General features: G+C 71.0%; 19 protein-coding genes. 12 read left to right on the plus strand and 7 right to left on the minus strand.

What is annotated here, in order from left to right:
• Positions 1-86: 86 nt before the first annotated feature.
• Positions 87-1,832: a dolichyl-phosphate-mannose--protein mannosyltransferase gene (locus ACFV9J_RS25260; RefSeq protein WP_385357343.1), complete on the plus strand. Its 1,746-nt coding sequence runs from the start codon at positions 87-89 to the stop codon at positions 1,830-1,832.
• Positions 1,833-1,836: 4 nt separating this feature from the next.
• Positions 1,837-2,406: a GNAT family N-acetyltransferase gene (locus tag ACFV9J_RS25265; protein ID WP_385357346.1), complete on the plus strand. Its 570-nt coding sequence runs from the start codon at positions 1,837-1,839 to the stop codon at positions 2,404-2,406.
• Between the two features lie 22 nt (positions 2,407-2,428).
• Here ACFV9J_RS25265 and ACFV9J_RS25270 read toward each other — a convergent pair whose 3' ends face one another.
• Complete coding sequence (locus ACFV9J_RS25270) at positions 2,429-3,127, minus strand: ATP-binding protein (RefSeq protein WP_385357348.1); 699 nt, start codon at positions 3,125-3,127, stop codon at positions 2,429-2,431.
• Positions 3,128-3,775: 648 nt separating this feature from the next.
• Here ACFV9J_RS25270 and ACFV9J_RS25275 point away from each other — a divergent pair.
• From ACFV9J_RS25275 to ACFV9J_RS25300, 6 genes are all read left to right on the plus strand, one after another.
• Positions 3,776-4,615, plus strand: coding sequence for a helix-turn-helix domain-containing protein (locus ACFV9J_RS25275; protein WP_385357351.1), 840 nt, complete (start codon positions 3,776-3,778; stop codon positions 4,613-4,615).
• A complete protein-coding gene (locus ACFV9J_RS25280) occupies positions 4,612-4,839 on the plus strand; it encodes a DUF397 domain-containing protein (RefSeq protein ID WP_385357352.1) in 228 nt (75 codons plus the stop codon). Before ACFV9J_RS25275 ends, ACFV9J_RS25280 begins: the two co-directional genes overlap by 4 nt.
• 489 nt (positions 4,840-5,328) lie before the next feature.
• Positions 5,329-5,574 (plus strand): hypothetical protein, encoded by a 246-nt coding sequence (locus ACFV9J_RS25285; protein ID WP_134654762.1) that lies wholly within the window; start codon positions 5,329-5,331, stop codon positions 5,572-5,574.
• The gene (locus ACFV9J_RS25290; protein WP_385357354.1) at positions 5,571-5,885 is read left to right on the plus strand and encodes a hypothetical protein; all 315 of its coding nucleotides are present in this window, start codon (positions 5,571-5,573) and stop codon (positions 5,883-5,885) included. Before ACFV9J_RS25285 ends, ACFV9J_RS25290 begins: the two co-directional genes overlap by 4 nt.
• Positions 5,886-6,035: 150 nt before the next feature.
• Positions 6,036-7,661, plus strand: coding sequence for a penicillin-binding transpeptidase domain-containing protein (locus ACFV9J_RS25295; protein ID WP_385357356.1), 1,626 nt, complete (start codon positions 6,036-6,038; stop codon positions 7,659-7,661).
• A gap of 93 nt (positions 7,662-7,754) precedes the next feature.
• Positions 7,755-9,467 carry a penicillin-binding transpeptidase domain-containing protein gene (locus ACFV9J_RS25300; protein ID WP_385357359.1) on the plus strand — a complete coding sequence of 571 codons (1,713 nt, stop codon included), beginning with the start codon at positions 7,755-7,757 and terminating at the stop codon, positions 9,465-9,467.
• A 15-nt stretch (positions 9,468-9,482) separates the two neighbouring features.
• On the opposite strand, the gene ACFV9J_RS25305 is transcribed toward ACFV9J_RS25300, so the two are convergent.
• Complete coding sequence (locus tag ACFV9J_RS25305; protein WP_385357361.1) at positions 9,483-9,863, minus strand: SsgA family sporulation/cell division regulator; 381 nt, start codon at positions 9,861-9,863, stop codon at positions 9,483-9,485.
• Positions 9,864-10,048: 185 nt separating this feature from the next.
• Between ACFV9J_RS25305 and ACFV9J_RS25310 the strand changes: the two genes are divergently transcribed.
• The 4 genes from ACFV9J_RS25310 (at position 10,049) to ACFV9J_RS25325 (ending at position 14,116) form a co-directional block, all read left to right on the plus strand.
• Positions 10,049-11,110 (plus strand): energy-coupling factor ABC transporter permease, encoded by a 1,062-nt coding sequence (locus ACFV9J_RS25310; RefSeq protein ID WP_385357363.1) that lies wholly within the window; start codon positions 10,049-10,051, stop codon positions 11,108-11,110.
• A 1-nt stretch (position 11,111) separates the two neighbouring features.
• Positions 11,112-11,873 (plus strand): cobalt ECF transporter T component CbiQ, encoded by a 762-nt coding sequence (gene cbiQ / locus ACFV9J_RS25315; protein ID WP_385357365.1) that lies wholly within the window; start codon positions 11,112-11,114, stop codon positions 11,871-11,873.
• Positions 11,874-12,080: 207 nt separating this feature from the next.
• Entirely contained in the window at positions 12,081-12,830 is a 750-nt protein-coding gene (locus ACFV9J_RS25320) for an energy-coupling factor ABC transporter ATP-binding protein (RefSeq protein ID WP_385357368.1), read from the plus strand.
• 71 nt (positions 12,831-12,901) lie between these two features.
• Positions 12,902-14,116 carry a serine hydrolase domain-containing protein gene (locus ACFV9J_RS25325; protein ID WP_385357370.1) on the plus strand — a complete coding sequence of 405 codons (1,215 nt, stop codon included), beginning with the start codon at positions 12,902-12,904 and terminating at the stop codon, positions 14,114-14,116.
• Positions 14,117-14,148: 32 nt separating this feature from the next.
• Here ACFV9J_RS25325 and ACFV9J_RS25330 read toward each other — a convergent pair whose 3' ends face one another.
• The 5 genes from ACFV9J_RS25330 to ACFV9J_RS25350 form a co-directional block, all read right to left on the minus strand.
• Positions 14,149-14,424, minus strand: coding sequence for a DUF1876 domain-containing protein (locus tag ACFV9J_RS25330; RefSeq protein WP_109035016.1), 276 nt, complete (start codon positions 14,422-14,424; stop codon positions 14,149-14,151).
• 74 nt (positions 14,425-14,498) lie between these two features.
• Positions 14,499-15,344 (minus strand): EamA family transporter, encoded by an 846-nt coding sequence (locus ACFV9J_RS25335; RefSeq protein ID WP_385357372.1) that lies wholly within the window; start codon positions 15,342-15,344, stop codon positions 14,499-14,501.
• Positions 15,341-15,880 (minus strand): YbaK/EbsC family protein, encoded by a 540-nt coding sequence (locus ACFV9J_RS25340; RefSeq protein ID WP_385357374.1) that lies wholly within the window; start codon positions 15,878-15,880, stop codon positions 15,341-15,343. Before ACFV9J_RS25340 ends, ACFV9J_RS25335 begins: the two co-directional genes overlap by 4 nt.
• 159 nt (positions 15,881-16,039) lie before the next feature.
• Positions 16,040-18,277 (minus strand): MMPL family transporter, encoded by a 2,238-nt coding sequence (locus ACFV9J_RS25345; protein ID WP_385357376.1) that lies wholly within the window; start codon positions 18,275-18,277, stop codon positions 16,040-16,042.
• 114 nt (positions 18,278-18,391) lie between these two features.
• A complete protein-coding gene (locus ACFV9J_RS25350) occupies positions 18,392-18,991 on the minus strand; it encodes a TetR/AcrR family transcriptional regulator (RefSeq protein ID WP_385357378.1) in 600 nt (199 codons plus the stop codon).
• Between the last annotated feature and the right edge of the window lie 136 nt (positions 18,992-19,127).

The following is a 19,127-nucleotide window of genomic DNA, read 5'->3' on the forward strand; positions in this document are numbered from 1 at the left end:
GGCCGGTCCTCCCGGAAGGGGAACGTATCCGCACCCGGGAGGGCCATGCACGGGACGTGCACAGCGCGGTTCCCTACGATGGCGCGGTGACCAGTACCGCGTCCTCCACGGACACCCTGCACGACCAGGCCCCGCACGACGAGCGGCCCACCTGGCAGCAGCGGCTGCGCCGCTTCGGCTACCCGGCGGGGCCCGCGGCCGGCGACGTCCGCGACCGGCTGGTGCCGCCGTACCCGAGCCCGAGCCCGCGCCTGTGGGCGTTCCTGGGGTTGTCGACGCCGCTCGCCGACCGGATGACCCGCTGGTCGGCGTGGGGCGGGCCGCTGCTGGTGGCGCTGCTCGCGGGGGTGCTGCGGTTCTGGAACCTGGGCAGCCCGAAGGCGGTGATATTCGACGAGACGTACTACGCCAAGGACGCGTGGGCGCTGATCCACCGCGGCTTCGAGGTCAACTGGGACAAGAACGCCAACGACCTCATCCTGAACTCGGGCGGCGACGTCCCGATCCCGACCGACGCGGCGTACGTCGTCCACCCGCCGGTCGGCAAGTACGTCATCGGCCTCGGCGAACTGCTGTTCGGGTTCGACCCGTTCGGCTGGCGCTTCATGACGGCCCTGCTCGGCACCCTCTCGGTGCTGCTGCTGTGCCGCATCGGCCGCCGCCTGTTCCGCTCCACGTTCCTGGGGTGCCTGGCGGGCGCCCTGATGGCGCTGGACGGCCTGCACTTCGTGATGAGCCGCACCGCGCTGCTGGACAGCGTGCTGATGTTCTTCGTGCTGGCCGCCTTCGGCTGCCTGGTCGTCGACCGCGACAGAGCGCGCGCCCGACTGGCCGCCGCACTCCCGGTGGACGAGGACGGCCGCGTCCGCCCCGACGCGCACATCGCTCAGACCCTGCGCCTCGGGTGGCGCCCCTGGCGCCTGGCGGCGGGCCTGATGCTGGGCCTGGCGGCGGCCACCAAGTGGAACGGCCTCTACATCATGGCGGCCTTCTGCGTGATGGCGGTGCTGTGGGACGTCGGCTCCCGCCGCGTCGCAGGCGCCCACCGCCCCTACCGCGCCGTACTCCGCCACGACCTGGGCTGGGCCTTCCTCTCCACCGTCCCGGTGGCCCTCGCCACGTACCTCCTCTCGTGGCTCGGCTGGATCCTCTCCCCCTCCGACGGCACCGGCGGCTACTACCGCGACTGGGCGACGAAGGACGGCGCGAACAGCTCCTGGTCGTGGCTCTTCCCCGACTGGTGGCGCAGCCTGTGGCACTACGAGACCCAGGTCCTTGAGTTCCACACCCACCTGACCTCGCCGCACACCTACCAGTCCAACCCCTGGAGCTGGATCGTCCTGGGCCGCCCGGTCTCCTACTTCTACGAGTCCCCGTCGGCGGGCTCGGACGGCTGCCCGGTGGACGCGGGCGAGAAGTGCGCCCGCGAGGTCCTTGCCCTCGGCACACCCCTCCTCTGGTGGCTGGGCTGCTTCGCCCTCCTGTACGTCCTGTGGCGCTGGCTCTTCCGCCGCGACTGGCGCGCGGGCGCCATCGCCTGCGGCATCGCCGCCGGCTACCTCCCCTGGTTCATGTACCAGGAGCGCACGATCTTCCTCTTCTACGCCGTCGTCTTCGTCCCGTTCCTGTGCCTGGCGGTGGCCATGCTCCTGGGCGCGATCATCGGCCGCCCTGGCTGCACCGACACCCGCAGAGTCGCGGGCGCGACGGGCGCGGGCGTCCTGGTCCTCCTCATCGCGTGGAACTTCATCTACTTCTGGCCGCTGTACACGGGCACGGCGATCCCAATGGAGGAGTGGAGAGCGCGGATGTGGCTGGACACGTGGGTCTAGCGCTGTGACCGGGAAGTTCCACAACGACCGGGGACCGATCACGCGGAGCCCGAAGTGTGTACGTTTCGTCGAGCTGTCGGGCGGGGCGATGTCCGCCCTGCTCGACGGTGACCTGCCTGAAGCCGGGAGGGTGGCCGGGGTTTCGCTGACCGAGCATTTCGTGACCGACGCAGCACGGTGGCTGTGGCGGTTCCGGCTCGATCAGATGGCCGCCGACCCCGGCCGCGCGCAGTGGATGGTGCGGCAAGCGGTCGTGGGCGACCGGGGTCTCGTCGTCGGGCACGCGGGCTTCCACGGGCCGCCGGACGAGGTCGGCATGGTCGAGGTCGGCTACTTCATCGCCCCCGACTTCCGTCGCCGGGGATACGCCCGCTCCACGCTGATCGAATTGCTCCGCCGAGCAGCGGCCGAACCCACGGTGACGACCGTGCGGGCGGCGATAAGCCCCGACAACGTGGCATCCCTGGCCACGATCGCGGGCCTCGGCTTCGTCGAGGTCGGAGAGCAGTGGGACGAGGTGGACGGCCGCGAAGTCGTCTTCGAAGTCCCTGCCCGCCGGGTTCCACCCGATTGACGAGAGGCTTCGCCGAGGACCGCTACGACTTGCTTCCCCCGGTATCGACCGGCGTTTCCGCACCGGCCTCGACGGCAACCTCCGCCCAGACCGTGAGCCCTTCGCCCGTTCGCAGGGTCCCCCATCGAGTAGCCAGCGCATCGGTGATCAGCAGCCCTCGACCACCTTCGCAATCCCCCTCGGACCAACCGGTCGACGCGGAGATCACCGGCGTACCGCCGCTCCTGCCGTCGTCGGTCACGCCCACCGTGGCGGTATCGGCTGTGAGGGCACAGGTGACCGTGACGGTACGGCTGTCCGTGTGCTCCAGGGCGTTGGCGGCCAACTCGCCGGTGACGGCGACGAGGTCGTCCGTCGTAGTGGTCGGCAGACTCCACGACTGGCACGTGTCACGGACGTAGTGGCGCGCGGTCCGAGCAGAGGCGAAGTTCCGGCCGGGGAGCGTGAGCATGCCGTATGCACGAAGCGCCGGTGAGGTTCCGTCCACTGGGCAGGGGTCCGATTGCCGGAGGCGAGCGCCACGGTAATCGGCGATGCGCAGGGCATCCGCGAGCGCGTCCGCCAACTGGTGGGTGAGGAGACCGAGTTCCCTGGTACTCATCCGCTGCTCCCCCAGCGTTTCCCGTGCCCTGCCGAGCAACCGCTCGCCCAAGCCGAGTTGCACCGCTTCCATGCGGTCGGCGAGCCGGGAGACGGGCCCGGTTCCGTCCGTGAGAAACACGGCGGTGCGCCCTTGGGCGTCGGGGCACAAAAGGATCCGTACGCTGTCCCTCCCGCCGTTCACAATGCCGCCGCCGGGCAGGCATGGATGTCACGGGTGTCGAGGTCGACGCCGTATGTGGCACACCAGAGGATGTCGCGACGCAGCCGCTGGACGCGGATCTTCTCGTCGCGCTCATACGCAGTCAGGTAGGGGCGGACGAGGGGAGTGGACAGGCCGTCGATGGGCTCGTGCCAGTGGCGGCCGGCGGTGGAGGCACGGAAAGGCAGTGACGCTGCGGCAGACGCACCCGCCGAAATGTCGACGGATCGCGCCCCCGGCCGCCGCCCCGCTCGGTGACGCCCCCGCCCAGGAGGCAAGACCACCGCCCACAGCCATTGAGTCAAAAATCGCGCGAGTCCAGCCATGCTTTCAGCCCCTCGTCATCTCTGAGGATCAACGCAAGGGAAAACTCTCACGGGAATCCCATAGCGGGCTGCCCCATGAAGAGAGTTCACTGATGTGGGTGACGAAGCTCGAATCCTCGTCCGAGGCTCCAGAAGAGCCCATAAGGTCGCGGCGGTTGGTCGATGCCTGTCGATCGCTGCACATTTCACAGGTGGAGAGGTATGCGTCGTGAGCGCTACACAGACGGGACCGGCCGGTCGCATGCAGATCGCGCGAGGTCTGACCTCACTGCGCGAACGTTGCGGGCTCACCCAGACGCAAGTGGCGGCCCGCGCAGGCGTCAGCACCACCACGGTCAGCAGGTACGAGGCATGGCAGGATCGCGCCCGCATCCGCTGGGCAACGGTGAAGGCGCTGGCCGACGCATGCGACGCGACACCCCAGGAACGTGACGCCCTCGTCGCGGTGGCCAAGTCGCAGGCCGACGGGTGGTGGGTCGGCAACAATGCGGTGCCCGAGTGGTTGGATCCGCTTGTCTCGTTCGAGCATCAAGCGGCATACGAACACGTCTTCGCGAACACGGTCATTCCAGGCCTGTTGCAGACGCGGGAGTACGCACTCGCCATCCATCAGGCCAGGGAGGTTCGCAGTTCGAACGAGAACATCGAGCGGATGGTCGAGGCACGGATACAGCGACAAGCCATCCTTATGCGCGATCCGGCGCTGCATCTCTGGGTCGTCCTGGATGAAGCGGTGCTTCGCAGGACCGTGGGAAACACCGACGTTATGGACCAGCAGCTCCAACACCTTCATGAGACGGCCGAGAGCCCCAACGTCGACATCCAGATCTTGCCGTTCAGCGCGGGTGCGCACGCCGCCGGGGCCGGGCACTTCGTGATCCTCGGGCGTGACGACGAACGGGAGCCGCTGAACTCCATGGCGGTCGTGTACATCGAGATGCGCCGTCGCGGCGTGTATCTGGATGACGCGGAGGACGTCAGTGCCTATAAGTTGACGTTCGACTACCTACGTTCGCAGGCTGCCGACGTCACCCTCTCGTCGCGGCTGGTCGCCAGAGCACGACAGGAGACGTCCTCATGACAGGCATAGCGCCTTCTCCGACCGAGCACGGAACCGTGAAGTGGTTCAAGAGCAGTTACAGCGGCGGCGAAGGGAACGAGTGCGTCGAGGTCGCCAGCCGCGGCTCATGGGTGGGCGTTCGGGACTCTAAGGTGCCTCGTCAGACCCTCACCTTTTCTTCCCACGTCTTCAGCGCGTTCGTCGACAGCCTGTCGAAGGTCCGGCGAGACCGCTTCCAGCCGTAGACGCCGACTACGGGCTGCCGACGCAAACCCGTCGAGGGTGGCATGGTGCTCAGCCGGCCGGGACACACGACGGGCAGATCTCACGCCGCCGCGGCCTCCGCGAGACGACGAGCGAGAACCGCATCCGCCTCGGGGTCGGGTACGGCAGGGTCGTATCCGGTCCACTCTTGCAAAACCTGCCGTGTGCGTTCAGCCCCCTCGCCGCGCTCAGCCGGGGCGCTGACCCCGTCTCCGCCAGCCGGTCGAGCCAGGCCCGCAAGCTCATCCCCTCGGCTTCGGCAACGGAGGCAAGTCGGTCGCGCGTCTCGGACCGGGTTCGGATGGTGGCGTCTGACATGAGCGGCCGTTTCCTGCGCGTAGGGCTGTCCTCCGGGTTCAGCAGGTCGCCCGCAGGGCACGCCTCCCGCTACCGTGAACCAACACCGTGAAAGGAGCGCCTCTGCTATGACCGCGGACCCGGCAGACTCAGGTCAGCCCCATCTTCCCCCCATGCGCACCATCGGCGAACTGCGCGCCGCCCTGACGATGGGCTACGGCTTCCCTGGCGACGCCGATGACTTCGAGGCCGAACTGGCCCGTGAGATCAACCATGCCGATCCCGCCGACCTCTCCGGCGTCGTCCGCCTCGTGGAGGAGTTCCGCGGCCGGGTGATCGCCCGCCAGGACCCGGCCTTCAGCACCTCTGTCGCAGCCGCCGTCGCAGAGATCCAGGCAGCCCGAAGGACCGGCCGGTGACCGACGGCCGGGACCGGACCATTGCCGAGATCACACAAGAGGCCCGCGATCGCTGCCTACGCATCGGCGCGGGAGCGGTGGAAGCCGTCGAGTCCCTGTGCGCCGAGTTGGAGAAGAACCCGACGCTGGGGCGACGGGCACGCAGCGCCGTGGGGAGTATGAAGCTCTACACCACTCGCGTCGAAGGCACCGCCACGCGTCCGGCTCTCACCGTGACCTACGTCTATGACGCGCCTCCTCCCGAACCTGGCCTGATCCGCGTCGCTCTGGTCTCACCCGTCCACTTCGCGGGCGGCGACACCGGGTTCTGACCCTCGCGTGCCCCGCCCCCGGTCTCCTTTAGGCCACCAAACGGAAACACCCGTACCGCTGGTCACCCCCTGCGCATAGAGTGCAACCCACAACTGCTTCTGAACGCGTTCAAGAAGGCGGGCGGAAGGTCTGACGGGGAGGGGACTGCCGTGGGCAGGGGGGTCAAGGTCGCCGTCATAGGCGGCGTGTTCGCCGTGATGGTGGGCGGTGCCGGGTACGGCGCCTACAACGTGGTGTCGGCGCTGGACGGGGGCGGGGGATCCGGGTCGTCGGAGGCCAAGAGTGGGCCGCCGGACAAGGACGAGGTCGCGGAGACCAGCGAGAAGTTCTTCACGGCCTGGGAGAAGGGCGACGCGACGACCGCCGCCGCGTACACCAACAACGCCTCGATCGCCGGGACGCTGCTGACCGCCTACGGCGAGGACGCGCACATCGGCGGCGTCGAGATCACGCCGGGCACGGCGGCCGGCACCTCCGTGCCGTTCACGGTGAAGGCGAAGGTGTCGTACGAGGGGACGACGAAGCCGCTCAGCTACAAGAGCACGCTGACCGTGGTGCGCGGGGAGACCAGCGGGCGGGCGCTGGTGGACTGGAAGCCGTCCGTCGTCCACCCGGACCTGAAGGACGGGGACACCCTGGTCACCGCGGAGTCGGCGACCCCGCAGATCCAGGCCGTCGGGCGCAACGGCACCGTGCTGACGAAGGAGAAGTACCCCTCGCTCGGGCCGGTCCTCGCCACGCTGCGGGAGCGGTACGGCTCGAAGGCGGGCGGTACCCCCGGCGTCGAGCTGGCGGTCCGGCACACGGTGGCAAGCACGCCGGACACCCCGCTGCTGACGCTGACCGAGGGGAAGCCCGGGAAACTCGAGACGACGCTCAGCGCGAGCGTGCAGGCCGCGGCCGAGAAGGCGGTGAAGCAGTACGGCGAGTCCTCCGTGGTCGCCGTGAAGCCGAGCACCGGTGAAGTGCTGGCGGTGGCCAACAACCGCCGCGACGGCTTCAACGCGGCCTTCCAGGGGCGGGTCGCCCCCGGTTCCACCATGAAGATCATCACCGCGGCCATGCTCATCGACAACGGCGTGACCTCGATGAACGGCCCGGCGCCCTGCCCCGACACGGCGACCTGGCAGAGCCAGACCTTCAAGAACCTGACCGGCATGAAGCCCAACGAGAGCGCCACGCTCGCCAACACCTTCCTGCGCTCCTGCAACACCGGCTTCATCAAGCTCGTCGACGAGAAGCCGCTCACCGACTCCTCGTTGACCGAGGAGGCCCAGGAGCGCTTCGGGCTCGGGCAGGACAACTGGCAGACCGGCATCGTCTCCTTCGACGGGAGCGTCCCCGCCTCCGGCGGCCCGGACCGCGCGGCCAACGCCATCGGGCAGGGCCAGGTGCAGATGAACCCGCTGAACATGGCCTCGGTCACCGCGACCGCCATCACCGGGGAGTTCCGCCAGCCGTATCTGGTGTCGTTCGACCTGGACGACCGGGAGCCGGCCACCGCCAAGGGGCTGCCGCAGGGCACCGCCTCCCAGCTCAAGCAGATGATGCGGCTCACCGCCACCCAGGGCACCGCCGTCAACGCCATGTCCGGGCTCGGCGGCGACATCGGCGCCAAGACCGGGTCGGCCGAGGTCGACGGACGGACCACCTCCGACAGCTGGTTCACCGGGTACCGCAACGACATCGCGGCGGCGGCCATGGTCCAGGAGGGCGGTCACGGCGGCGACGCGGCCGGGCCGATCGTCGCAGACGTGCTACGAGTCGGCGGCTGACACCGGGCGGCGGCCACGATGCCCCTACTGTGGTCGCCGTCGTAAGCAGCATCCGGCACCGAACGCACCGAACGCACCGAGGAACGGGACGCAGTGGGCAGCAGAAGGGGCGCCGCCGCCGAGCGGCGCAGGACGAAACCCGCCGTGATCGGCAGTGTGGCCGCGGTGGTCGTGGCCGGTGCCGGGTTCGGTGCCTACGCGATGTACGGCGGCGGCGAGAGCGGCGACGACAACGCGCGCACCAAGTCCGCGGCGGCCGCGGAGAAGGTGAAGTCGGGCCCGCTGACGGCGGCCGAGGTCACCTCCACCGCCCAGCGCTTCCTGACCGCCTGGCAGCAGGGCGACGTGGCCGCCGCTGCCGCCGCGACCGACGACGCCGAGGCCGCGAAGGCGCTGCTCACCGGCTACGCCAAGGACGCCCGCATCAAGGACGCCACCTTCACCGCGGGCACCCCGGCCGGGGAGAAGGTCCCCTTCTCCGTCAAGGCCACGGTCGCCTACGAGAAGGCGGCCGAGCCGCTGGCGTACGACAGCGCGCTGACCGTCGTCCGGCGCGAGGGCGACGGCGAGCCCCGCGTCGACTGGCACGCGGCCGTCGTGCACCCGGAGTTGCGGGACGGGGACAAGCTGGTCACCGGGAAGGCCGGGGATCCGCCGGTCAAGGCGCTGGACCGGAACGGCGCGGAGATCACCGCCGCGAAGTACCCGTCCCTCGGCACCGTCCTGGACGGGCTGCGCGACAAGTACGGCAAGAAGTCCGGCGGCGCCCCCGGCGTCGAACTGCGCGTGGTGCGCGGCGAACAAACCGGGGATGCGAAGGGCTCCGAGGAGGCCACGGGGTCCGGCGCCGGCGAAGTCGCCGACAAGACGCTGCTGGAGCTGAGCAAGGGCACGCCCGGCACGCTGAAGACCACGCTCGACCCCGCCCTCCAGGCCGCCGCCGAGAAGCAGGTGGACGGCAAGAAGGGGGCGTCGGTGGTGCTGCTGCGCGCCTCCACCGGCGAGGTCCTCGCGGTCGCCAACGGCGGGCACGGCTTCAACACCGCTTTCCTGGGCTCACTCGCGCCCGGCTCCACGATGAAGGTCGTCACCGCCTCGATGCTGCTGGAGAAGGACCTGGCGTCGGTGAACGAGAAGCACCCGTGCCCGAAGTACTTCGAGTACGGCGGCTGGAAGTTCCACAACGACGACAAGTTCGAGATCAAGGACGGCACCTTCAAGGCGAGCTTCGCCCGGTCCTGCAACACCGCCTTCATCAGCCAGGCCCCCGAGCTGAAGGACGACGACCTGACCAGGCAGGCCAAGGAGGTCTTCGGCCTGTCCATGAACAACTGGTCGGTCGGCGTGTCCACCTTCGACGGCCGGGTCCCGGTGCAGAGCAAGGCCCAGATGGCCGCGTCCCTCATCGGCCAGGGCGGCGTGCGGATGAACCCGCTGAACATGGCCTCGGTCTCGGCGACCGTGAAGTCGGGCTCATTCCACCAGCCGTACCTGGTCGCCCCGTCGGTCGACGGGCGGGCGCTCGCCACGGCCTCCCGCACGATGTCGGGCGAGACGCTCGGCGCGCTGCGCGAGCTGATGTCCTACACGGCGGCGTACGGCACCGCGGCGCAGGCCATGGCCGGGGTCGGCGGTGACGTGGGCGCCAAGACCGGCTCGGCGGAGGTCGACGGGCAGGAGAAGCCCAACGGCTGGTTCACGGCGTACCGGGGGGACCTGGCGGCGGCGGGCGTGGTCCAGCAGGGCGGGCACGGCGGCGACACGGCGGGCCCGATCGTCGCGGCGCTGCTCAAGGCGGGCGGCTGACCCCCGGCACGCGGCTCAGTGGGCCACCGGCTGCGCGGTCGCCGCGTAGGTGCGGCGCAGGAAGCGGATGAGAGCCTTGTTCTCGAACTGGACCACCGAACAGCCCTGCGGGGAGTGGAACTCGACCACGGCCTGCACCCGGCCGCACGGCCACACCCGCACCTCGCCGCTCCCGGCGGGCGCGCGCAGGCCCTGTTCCAGCAGCTCGCGGGAGAAGGTCCACTCGCGGGAGCGGGACGCACGGCCGCCCCGCCCGGGCAGGGCGACGCACACCAGGGAGGGGTCGAGTCCGGGGTCGTAGCGCAGCACGACGGGTATCGCTCCGCCGTCGTCCTGGTCGGGGAGGTCCCCGTCCGTGAGGATGTGGGCTCGTGCGTACTGTTCGACTACGGACATGGGGTCGCCCCTTACGCTCTGCCACCTGTGTTGAAGCTGTGGGTCCACCCCCACTCCAATGTCCCATATTTCCCGGCTCACGCCCTGCGAGCCGGATACCACATGTGAGATGGGCCCCATCGGCGGACCGGCAGCCTTTACCTCGCTCTTGCGAACGACTTGCAACTGGTCTCTATCATCGAACCGTGCATGTACCTGACGGATTCATCAACGCCCCGACCTCCGCCGTGACCGGAGTCGTCGCCGCGGGCGCCATCGCGGTCAGCCTGCGCGGCGCACGCCGCGAGCTGGACGAGCGGACGGCGCCGCTGGCCGGGCTGGTCGCGGCGTTCATCTTCGCCGTGCAGATGCTGAACTTCCCGGTCGCGGCCGGGACCAGCGGGCATCTGCTCGGCGGCGCGCTGGCCGCCATCCTCGTGGGGCCCTATACGGGTGTGCTGTGTGTCTCCGTCGTGCTGCTGATGCAGGGCATCCTCTTCGCCGACGGCGGTCTGACCGCGCTCGGCGTGAACATCACCGACATGGCGATCGTCACCACGGTCGTCGCCTACGCCCTCTTCCGGGGCCTGGTGAAGGTGCTGCCGCGCACCCGCCGCTCGGTCACCGTCGCCTCCTTCGTCGCCGCGCTCGTCTCCGTCCCGGCCGCCGCGCTCGCCTTCACGCTCCTGTACTGGATCGGCGGCACCACCGACGTCTCCATCGGCAAGGTCGCCACCGCGATGATCGGCGTGCACGTGCTGATCGGCATCGGCGAGGCCGCGATCACCGCGCTGACCGTCGGCGCCGTCATCGCCGTACGCCCGGACCTGGTGTACGGGGCGCGCGGGCTTCAGCGGCGGCTCAAGCTGCGGGTGAACGGCGAGCTGGTCGACGCCCCCGGCGCCGGGCCCGCCGAGGCCCCCGCCCCCGTCGCCGCCCGTTCGCACCGCAAGGTGTGGATCACCGGCCTCGTCGCCTCCCTGGTCCTGGCCGGCTTCGTCAGCTTCTACGCCTCCGCCAACCCCGACGGCCTGGAGAAGGTCGCCTCCGACAAGGGCATCGACGAGAAGGCGAAGGAGCACGCCAACGCCGACTCGCCGCTCGCCGACTACGGCGTCGAGGACATCACCAACGCCCGGGTCTCCGGCGGCCTCGCCGGGGTGATCGGCGTCGGCGTCACCGTCGTCGCGGGCAGCGCCGTGTTCTGGGCGGTGCGCAGGCGCCGCACCGACGACGCGTCGCCGACCAGCACGGAAACCACCCTCTGAGGTGGGCGCCGGCCACGCCCATCGGCTCTACCGGCACGGGCACTCCCCCGTGCACGGTCTGCCGCCGCACACCAAGCTCGCCGCGGTCTTCGCCTTCGTGGTCGTCGTGGTGTCCACGCCGCGCGAGGCGATGTGGGCCTTCGGCCTGTACGCGCTGCTGCTCGCGACGGTGGCGTACGCGGCCCGGGTGCCGGCGGCCTTCCTGCTCAAGCGGCTGCTGATCGAGGTGCCGTTCGTCGCGTTCGCGGTGCTCATGCCGTTCGTGGCCGAGGGCGAGCGGGTCGAGGTGCTCGGCCTGTCCCTGAGCGTCAACGGCCTGTGGGGCGCCTGGAACGTCCTGGCCAAGGGCACCCTGGGCGTCGCCGCCTCGGTACTCCTCGCCTCCACGACCGAGCTGCGGGAACTCCTCCTCGGTCTCCAGCGGCTGAGGCTGCCGCCGCTGCTCGTGCAGATCGCCTCGTTCATGATCCGGTACGGGGACGTCATCGCGGACGAGATGCGGCGGATGCGGATCGCCCGGGAGTCGCGCGGGTTCGAGGCGAGGGGCGTACGGCACTGGGGCGTGCTCGCCAAGTCCGCGGGGGCGCTGTTCATCCGCTCCTACGAACGCGGCGAACGCGTCCACCTGGCCATGGTCAGCCGCGGGTACGCCGGTTCGATGCCGGTCATCGACGAGGTGACCGCGTCCCGGGCGCAGTGGTCGTACGCTTTACTGCTCCCGGGGGCGGCTCTCGTCGTGTGTTTGCTGGGATGGACGTTTTGAATCCTCCCCCTTGGGTTGCAAGGGGGATTCCTGGCTCACGCTGCTCGATTGCCCAGCGGACGACCGAGTCTGACGCGATCAACACCAGCCGGGTTGAAACCAGCCCGGTTGCCGGCAATGACACAGAGGTGGTGCAAGCTTGGCTCTCGCATGCACCAGCCGTTGACAACGATACTCATCCGCAAGCCGGGAAGTGGGCGTTTTCCGATGACAGCCTCCCTCGACGTCTCCGGCCTCGCCTTCGCCTACCCCGACGGGCACCAGGCCCTGTTCGGCGTGGACTTCTCCGTCGCGCGCGGCGAGCGGGTCGCGCTGCTCGGGCCCAACGGCGCGGGCAAGACGACGCTGGTGCTGCACCTCAACGGCATCCTGACCGGCGGCACCGGCACGGTCACGGTCGCCGGGCTGCCGGTGGACAAGCGGAACATGGCGGAGGTCAGGCGCCGGGTCGGCATCGTCTTCCAGGACCCGGACGACCAGCTGTTCATGCCGACCGTGCGCGAGGACGTGGCCTTCGGACCGGCGGCGGCCGGGGTCAAGGGGGCGGAGCTGGAGGCCTGTGTGGACCGGGCGCTCACGCTGGTCGGCATGGCGGAGTTCAAGGACCGGCCGCCGCACCACCTCTCCTTCGGCCAGCGGCGCCGGGTGGCGGTGGCGACCGTGCTCGCCATGGAGCCGGAGATCCTGGTCCTGGACGAGCCCTCCTCCAACCTCGACCCGGCCTCCCGCCGCGAACTGGCCGACATCCTGCGCTCCCTGGACGTCACGGTCCTGATGGTCACCCACGACCTGCCCTACGCCCTGGAGCTGTGCCCCCGCGCCCTGATCCTCAGCGACGGCGTGATCGCGGCCGACGGTCCGACCGCCGCCCTGCTCTCCGACGACGACCTGATGCGCGCCCACCGCCTGGAGCTGCCCTTCGGGTTCGACCCGCGGTCGGTGCGGGCGAGCGGGTGAGGAATGGTGGACGGCCGGTGGCGGTTGCCTCCACTGTCACGAGCGGCCGGAAGGGGCGTACAGAGGTGGGCGTGAACGTGCACGGCACGGTGGCCGAGGGCTTCGAGCCGGTGAGGGACGCGTTCGCACGGAACTTCACCGCGCTCGGCGAGCGGGGCGCGGCCGTCGCCGTCTACCGGGACGGGCGCAAGGTCGTCGATCTGTGGGGCGGCGCCAGGGACGTCGACGGCACGGCCGGTACCGAGCCGTGGCGTCGCGGGACCGCCCAGGTGGTCCGCTCGGCGACCAAGGGCGTCGCCGCCGCCGTACCGCTGCTGCTGCACCGGCGCGGGGAGCTGGACCTGGACGCGCCGGTGGGCGAGTACTGGCCGGAGTTCAAGGCGCACGGCAAGGAGCGGGTGCTGGTCCGGCACGTGCTGAACCACCGGGCCGGGCTGCCGGTCCTGGACCGTCCGCTCACCCCCGAGGAAGCCCTGGACCCGCGGCGGGGCCCCGCCGCCGTCGCCGCGCAGGCCCCCGTCTGGGAGCCGGGCACCGACCACGGCTACCACGCGCTGACCTACGGCTGGCTGCTCGACGAGCTGGTCCGCCGGGTGACGGGCGGGCGCGGCGCCGGGCAGTGGATCGCGGACGAGATCGCCCGCCCGCTCGGCCTGGACCTGTGGGTGGGGCTGCCCGCGGCGGAGGAGGCGGCGGGGAGGGCCGGTCGCGTGGGGCGCCTCGACGATCCCGAGCCGTCGGGGCCCGGGAACGGCCCGCGGCTGCGCCCCAAGCGCGCCGTCACCGCGGCGTACGAAGACCCCGGCTCCCTCACCCGCCGCGCCTTCGCCGCGATCACCCCGTTTCCCGACCAGAACGACCCGGAGTACCGCGCGGCCGCGCTCCCGGCCGCCAACGGCATCGCGACGGCCGACGGCCTGGCCCGCTTCTACGCGGCGCTGATCGGCGAGGTCGACGGCGTGACCCGCGACGTACGGCTGTTCGACCGGGCGACCATGGAGCTGGCCCGCGCGGAGGAGTCCGCCGGTCCCGACCGGATCCTGGTCGTGGGCACCCGCTTCGGCCTCGGCTACATGCTGCACGGCAGCGCGTCCCCGTTCCTGGGCCCCGGCTCATTCGGCCACCCGGGCCGCGGCGGCTCCCTGGGCTTCGCCGACCCGGAGACCGGCATCGCCCTGGGCTACGTCACCAACGGCTTCCGCAAGACGGTGACGGCGGACCCGCGGGCGCAGGCGCTGGTCCGGGCGGTACGCGCGTCGCTCGCCCGGGGCCCGTCCCCTTCCTAGCGACGGGCCCCGGCCCCGGGTCGGACGTGGATTCAGACGTGGATGGGGTGCGAGGTCCGCCCGGACGCCGCGTCGATCTCGTCGTGGGCCTTGGTGAGCAGCTGCATCGCCAGCTCGTTCAACGCCCGGGCGCCCGCGACCTCCTCACCGACCCGTGGCTGCTGGGAGTCGATCCGGTGCCGGCTGGCGTGGCCGTGCGCGCGGACCTCGGTGCCGTCGGGGAGCCGCACCATCGCGACCGCCCGCGTGTGCTGGTCGTCCTCCGTGAACTCCAGCTCGACATGCCATCCCACTGTGGTGTGCATCATGACGATCACCTCCGGAACACCTTCTTCCAGGGTGCGCCTCGCGACGGCCGTACGCACCATCCCGGACCTCGCGGCTATCCGGTGTGCAGCATCAGCCCGATTCCGACGACCAGGAGGCCGGCCGCCGCGATCCGGGGCGCGCCGAACCGCTCCTTGAAGAACAGGGCCCCTATCGCGGCGCCGACCAGGATGGACGACTCGCGCAGGGCGGCGATGGGCGCGAGTTCGGCGCGGGTCTGCGCCCACAGGACCAGGGCGTAGGCGGTGACGGACAGTGCCGCGCCGGCCAGTCCGAGGCCCGCGTGCGGCCGCAGCAGGGCCCAGGCCCCGGCGCGGTGCCGGTACAGGAAGTACGCCGGCAGGACCGTGCCCTGTACGGCCATCAGCCAGGCGATGTAGCCGAGGGAGGACCCGGAGGCGCGTACGCCGAGGCCGTCGACGACCGTGTACGCCGCGATGGTCACGCCGGTCGCCAGGGCGGCGCCGATGGCCGCCCAGTCGGGCCGGCGTCCGCGCAGCCCCCACAGGGCGACGCCGGTCAGCCCGGCGCAGGAGACCAGGATGCCCCCGGTCGCCCAGCCGTCCGGCACCTCGTGGGCGAAGACGGCGGCGAGGACGGTGACAAGGAGCGGCGCGCTGCCGCGGGCGATCGGGTAGGCCTGGCCGAAGTCGCCCAGCCGGAAGGAGCGCATGAGCAGGGCGTAGTACGCGATGTGGATGGCGGCGGAGACCAGGAGGTACGGCCAGGCCCCGGCCGCCGGGAACGCCGTGAACGGCAGCAGCGCGAGTCCGATGAGCATCCCGCCGCCGGAGATCAGCGCGAACCCGGTCAGCTTGTCGGTGATCCGGTGGGCGATGGCGTTCCAGGCGGCGTGGGTGACCGCCGCGAGCAGGACGGCGGCGGTGACCAGCGGCGTCACTCGGAGCGCTCGCGCACGTCCACGAGGGTGGCGCCGGCGGTGGCGACGAGGTTCTCGGGCTCCATCGGGAAGACCGCGTACGGGGTCCCGGCGGCGGCCCAGACGACGTCGTGGGCGAGCAGGGACCGGTCGGCCAGCACCCGGGTCCTGGTCCGGTGCCCGAAGGGCGGCACCCCGCCGATCGCGTACCCGGTGGTCTCCCGTACGACGTCGGCCTTGGCCCGGGTGACCTTCCCGGCGCCGAGTTCCTCGCGGACCCGGTCCAGGTCGACGCGGGAGGCGCCGTCCATGAGGACCAGTACGGGCACGCCGTCCGCGGCGAAGATGAGCGACTTGCAGATCTGGCTCAGCTCGCACCCGATGGCGGCGGCGGCCTCGGCGGCGGTGCGCGTGGCCTCCGGGAACCGCCGGGCCCGTCCGGCCAGGTCGCCGAGGCCCAGGTCGCCGAGGGCGGCGGCGAAGCGCGGGTGGGCGGCGGAGGTGCCGGCGGAGTCGGAGGTGCCGGTGGAGCCGGAGGCGTCGTCGGTCGTCGTCATGCAGGGCACCGTACTGGTAGGTGTAGCGCACAGGCGACCCGGTTAGGGCACTACCGCGCCGCCCCTGAACAGGGGGAAGCCGGTGAGGGCAGCCCCGTCCCCACGGAACCCTCACCGGCTGGTCTGTGCCGTCCTCCTGTCAGAGGCCGCGGCGGCCGGTCAGGTGCGCACCAGTTCCCGGTCCTCGTCGGGGCCGGTGCCGCGCTCGGCGGCCGTGCGCAGGCCCTCGCCCTCGACGTCCACGTTGGGCAGCGCGCGGTCCAGCCACTTCGGCAGCCACCAGGCCTTCTTGCCGAGCAGGGCGAGGACCGCCGGGACGATGGCCATGCGGACGACGAACGCGTCGAAGAAGACGGCGATCGCGAGGCCGAAGCCGATCATCTTGACCATGGACTCGCTGGAGCCGATGAAGCCCGCGAAGACCGCCATCATGATCACCGCGGCGGCGGTGACGACCCGGGCGCCGTGCTTGAAGCCGGTGACGACCGCCTGGTTCGGCTTCTCGCCGTGGACGTAGGCCTCCCGCATGCGGGTGACCAGGAAGACCTCGTAGTCCATCGCCAGGCCGAAGACCACGCCGACCATGAAGATCGGCATCATCGACATGACGGGTCCGGTCTCCTCGACGCCCATCAGGCCGGACAGCCAGCCCCACTGGAAGACCGCGACGACCGCGCCGAGCGCCGCCATGACGGAGAGCAGGAAGCCGAGGGCCGCCTTCAGCGGGACCAGGATCGAGCGGAAGACCACGATGAGGAGGAGGAAGGCCAGGCCGACGACCAGGACCAGGTACGGCACCAGCGCGTCGTTGAGCTTCTGGCTGACGTCGATGTTCATCGCCGTCGAGCCGGTGACCAGGGTCTCCGCGCCGGTCTTCGCCTCGATGTCGCCGCCCGCGTCACGGATGGCGTGCACCAGGTCCTCGGTCTGCACGGAGGACGGCTTGGAGTCCGGGACCACGGTGATCGTCGCGGTGTCGCCGCCCTTGTTGGGGGCGGGCGGGGCCACCGCCACGACGCCGTCGAGGCCCTTGATCCGCTGCTCGACGTCAGTGAAGGCGTCCTTGGGCGCGTCGCTGCCCTTCGCGTCCACGACGACCATCAGGGGGCCGTTGAAGCCGGGGCCGAAGCCCTCGGAGAGCAGGTCGTAGGCGCGGCGCTGGGTCGTGGACGTCGGCTGGGAGCCGTCGTCGGGCAGGCCCAGTTCCAGGGAGGTCGCGGGGACCGCTGCGGCGCCGAGGCCGATGACGCCCAGGAGGAGGACGGCGAGGGGGCGGCGGACGACGAAGCTCGCCCAGCGGGTGCCCAGGTTGGCCTTCGGCTGCCCGGCCGGCCGGTCCGGCTTCGGCTCGCCCTTGCGGGAGCGGCCCAGCAGCTTGCCCTTCACCCCGGCGGGCTTGACCCTGCGACCGGCGTAGCCGAGCAGCGCGGGGATCATCGTGAGCGCGATCAGGACCGCGATGGCGACGGTGCCGGCCGCCGCGATGCCCATCTTGGTGAGCATCGGGATGTTGACGACCGCGAGACCCACCAGGGCGATGACGACGGTGAGGCCGGCGAAGACGACCGCGGAGCCCGCGGTGCCGACGGCCCGTCCGGCGGCCTCTTCGCGTTCGCGCCCCTCGGCGAGTTCGGCGCGGTAGCGGGAGACGATGAACAGGGCGTAGTCGATGCCGACCGCGAGGCCGATCATCATGGCCAGGATCGAGGTGGTCGAGCCCAGTTCGAGCGCGCTCGCGAGTGCGGTGATCGAGGAGACGCCGATGCCCACGCCGATCAGGGCGGTGAGCAGGGGCAGCCCGGCCGCGACCAGGGAGCCGAAGGTGATGACGAGGACGACGGCGGCGACCGCGATGCCGATGACCTCGGTGGCGCCGGTCTCCGGGACGGCCTGGAGCGCGTCACCGCCGATCTCGACGGTCAGCCCGGCGTCGCGCGCCTGCTGGGCGGCGTCCTCCAGGGCGTCCTTGGTGGATTCCTCCAGCTCCATGCCGGAGACGTCGTACTTCACCGAGGCGTAGGCGATGGTGCCGTCCTTGCTGACGGCGTCGCCCGTGTAGGGGTCGGCGACCGAGGCGACCTCGGAGCCGTCCGCCAGTTCGTCGACGGTCTTCTCGACGGCCGCCTTGTGGCCGGCGTCCGTCATCTTCTCGCCGGCGGGTGCCTTGAAGACGACCCGTGCGGTCGCCCCGTCGGCGCTCGCCCCGGGGAAGCGCTGTTCCAGCAGGTCGAAGGCCTTCTGGGCCTCCGTTCCGGGGATGGAGAAGGAGGAGTTGCCGGCGGGCGGGGCGCTGGCGGCGCCGACGCCGGCGAGCGTCAGCAGGGCCACCCAGATCAGGGCGACGAAGTGCCGTCGGCGAAAGGCGAGCCGGCCGAGTTTGTAGAGGAACGTGGCCACGGGGGCGTACTCCCGGTCAGGTCGTGGGTCTTCAGGGCAGGGGTGATCAGCCCGACGACGTGAGCGGTTACGTCAGGTGGGGCTCAGGTGGGGCTCAGAAGTTGCGTGGGGATGTCAGTGGGAGGGGACGCCGAGGGCGGGGAGGATCACGGCGTCGATGTAGGAGGTGAGGAACGCCTGGGTCGGCGGCTGGTCGTCCAGCAGCGTGCGGGTGGCGAATCCGCCGACCATCATGTGCACGAGGAAGTCCAGCGCCGGGCAGTCCGCTCTGATCTCGCCGCGGTCGACGGCGCGTTGCATCACTCGCCGGAACTCGGCCATCTCCGGTTCGATGAGCTGTTCCCGGAACGCCTGGCGGAGGTCCGGGTTCTGGTGCAGTGCCATGGCGACGCCGCGCATCAGCGCGGAGTTCTGCTCCATGGCGCAGTCGTCCTCACGGGCCATCAGGGCGTGCAGGTCGCCGCGGAGCGAGCCGGTGTCGACGTCGCCGATCTCGCCCGGCTTGTTGTGCCGGATGGCCTTGACGACCAGCTCCGGCTTGCCGCCCCACTGGCGGTAGAGCGTCGCCTTGCTGGACCGGGTGCGGGCGGCCACGGCGTCCATGGTGAGCGCGTCGTAGCCGACTTGGCGGAGCAGGTCGAGCACGGCCTCGTACAGCTCGGCCTCGCGCTCGGGAGTGATCCGACTGCGGCGCGCGGTGGCGGCCTCGGTCATCTCGCTCACTCCTTCCCGTTCCGCCCGGCTCCAGGGGGGCCGAACGGCACCGTTTCGTACACCAAGAATGTACCCCACCGCCTAGCGAAACGAAACGGTTTCGTTCGTGTTGTGGGTCACGGTTGTCGGCAGCGCA

Origin of the sequence: Streptomyces sp. NPDC059906, from assembly GCF_042730645.1 — a bacterium.
Classification (GTDB): domain Bacteria; phylum Actinomycetota; class Actinomycetes; order Streptomycetales; family Streptomycetaceae; genus Streptomyces; species Streptomyces rubrogriseus.

Coding starts and splice junctions, on each gene's coding strand:
- ACFV9J_RS25275 (WP_385357351.1), top strand. CDS start 3,776: ATGCAGATCGCGCGAGGTCTGACCTCACTGCGCGAACGTTGCGGGCTC.
- ACFV9J_RS25280 (WP_385357352.1), top strand. CDS start 4,612: ATGACAGGCATAGCGCCTTCTCCGACCGAGCACGGAACCGTGAAGTGG.
- ACFV9J_RS25285 (WP_134654762.1), top strand. CDS start 5,329: ATGCGCACCATCGGCGAACTGCGCGCCGCCCTGACGATGGGCTACGGC.
- ACFV9J_RS25305 (WP_385357361.1), bottom strand. CDS start 9,863: ATGTCCGTAGTCGAACAGTACGCACGAGCCCACATCCTCACGGACGGG.
- ACFV9J_RS25320 (WP_385357368.1), top strand. CDS start 12,081: ATGACAGCCTCCCTCGACGTCTCCGGCCTCGCCTTCGCCTACCCCGAC.
- ACFV9J_RS25330 (WP_109035016.1), bottom strand. CDS start 14,424: ATGATGCACACCACAGTGGGATGGCATGTCGAGCTGGAGTTCACGGAG.
- ACFV9J_RS25340 (WP_385357374.1), bottom strand. CDS start 15,880: ATGACGACGACCGACGACGCCTCCGGCTCCACCGGCACCTCCGACTCC.
- ACFV9J_RS25350 (WP_385357378.1), bottom strand. CDS start 18,991: ATGACCGAGGCCGCCACCGCGCGCCGCAGTCGGATCACTCCCGAGCGC.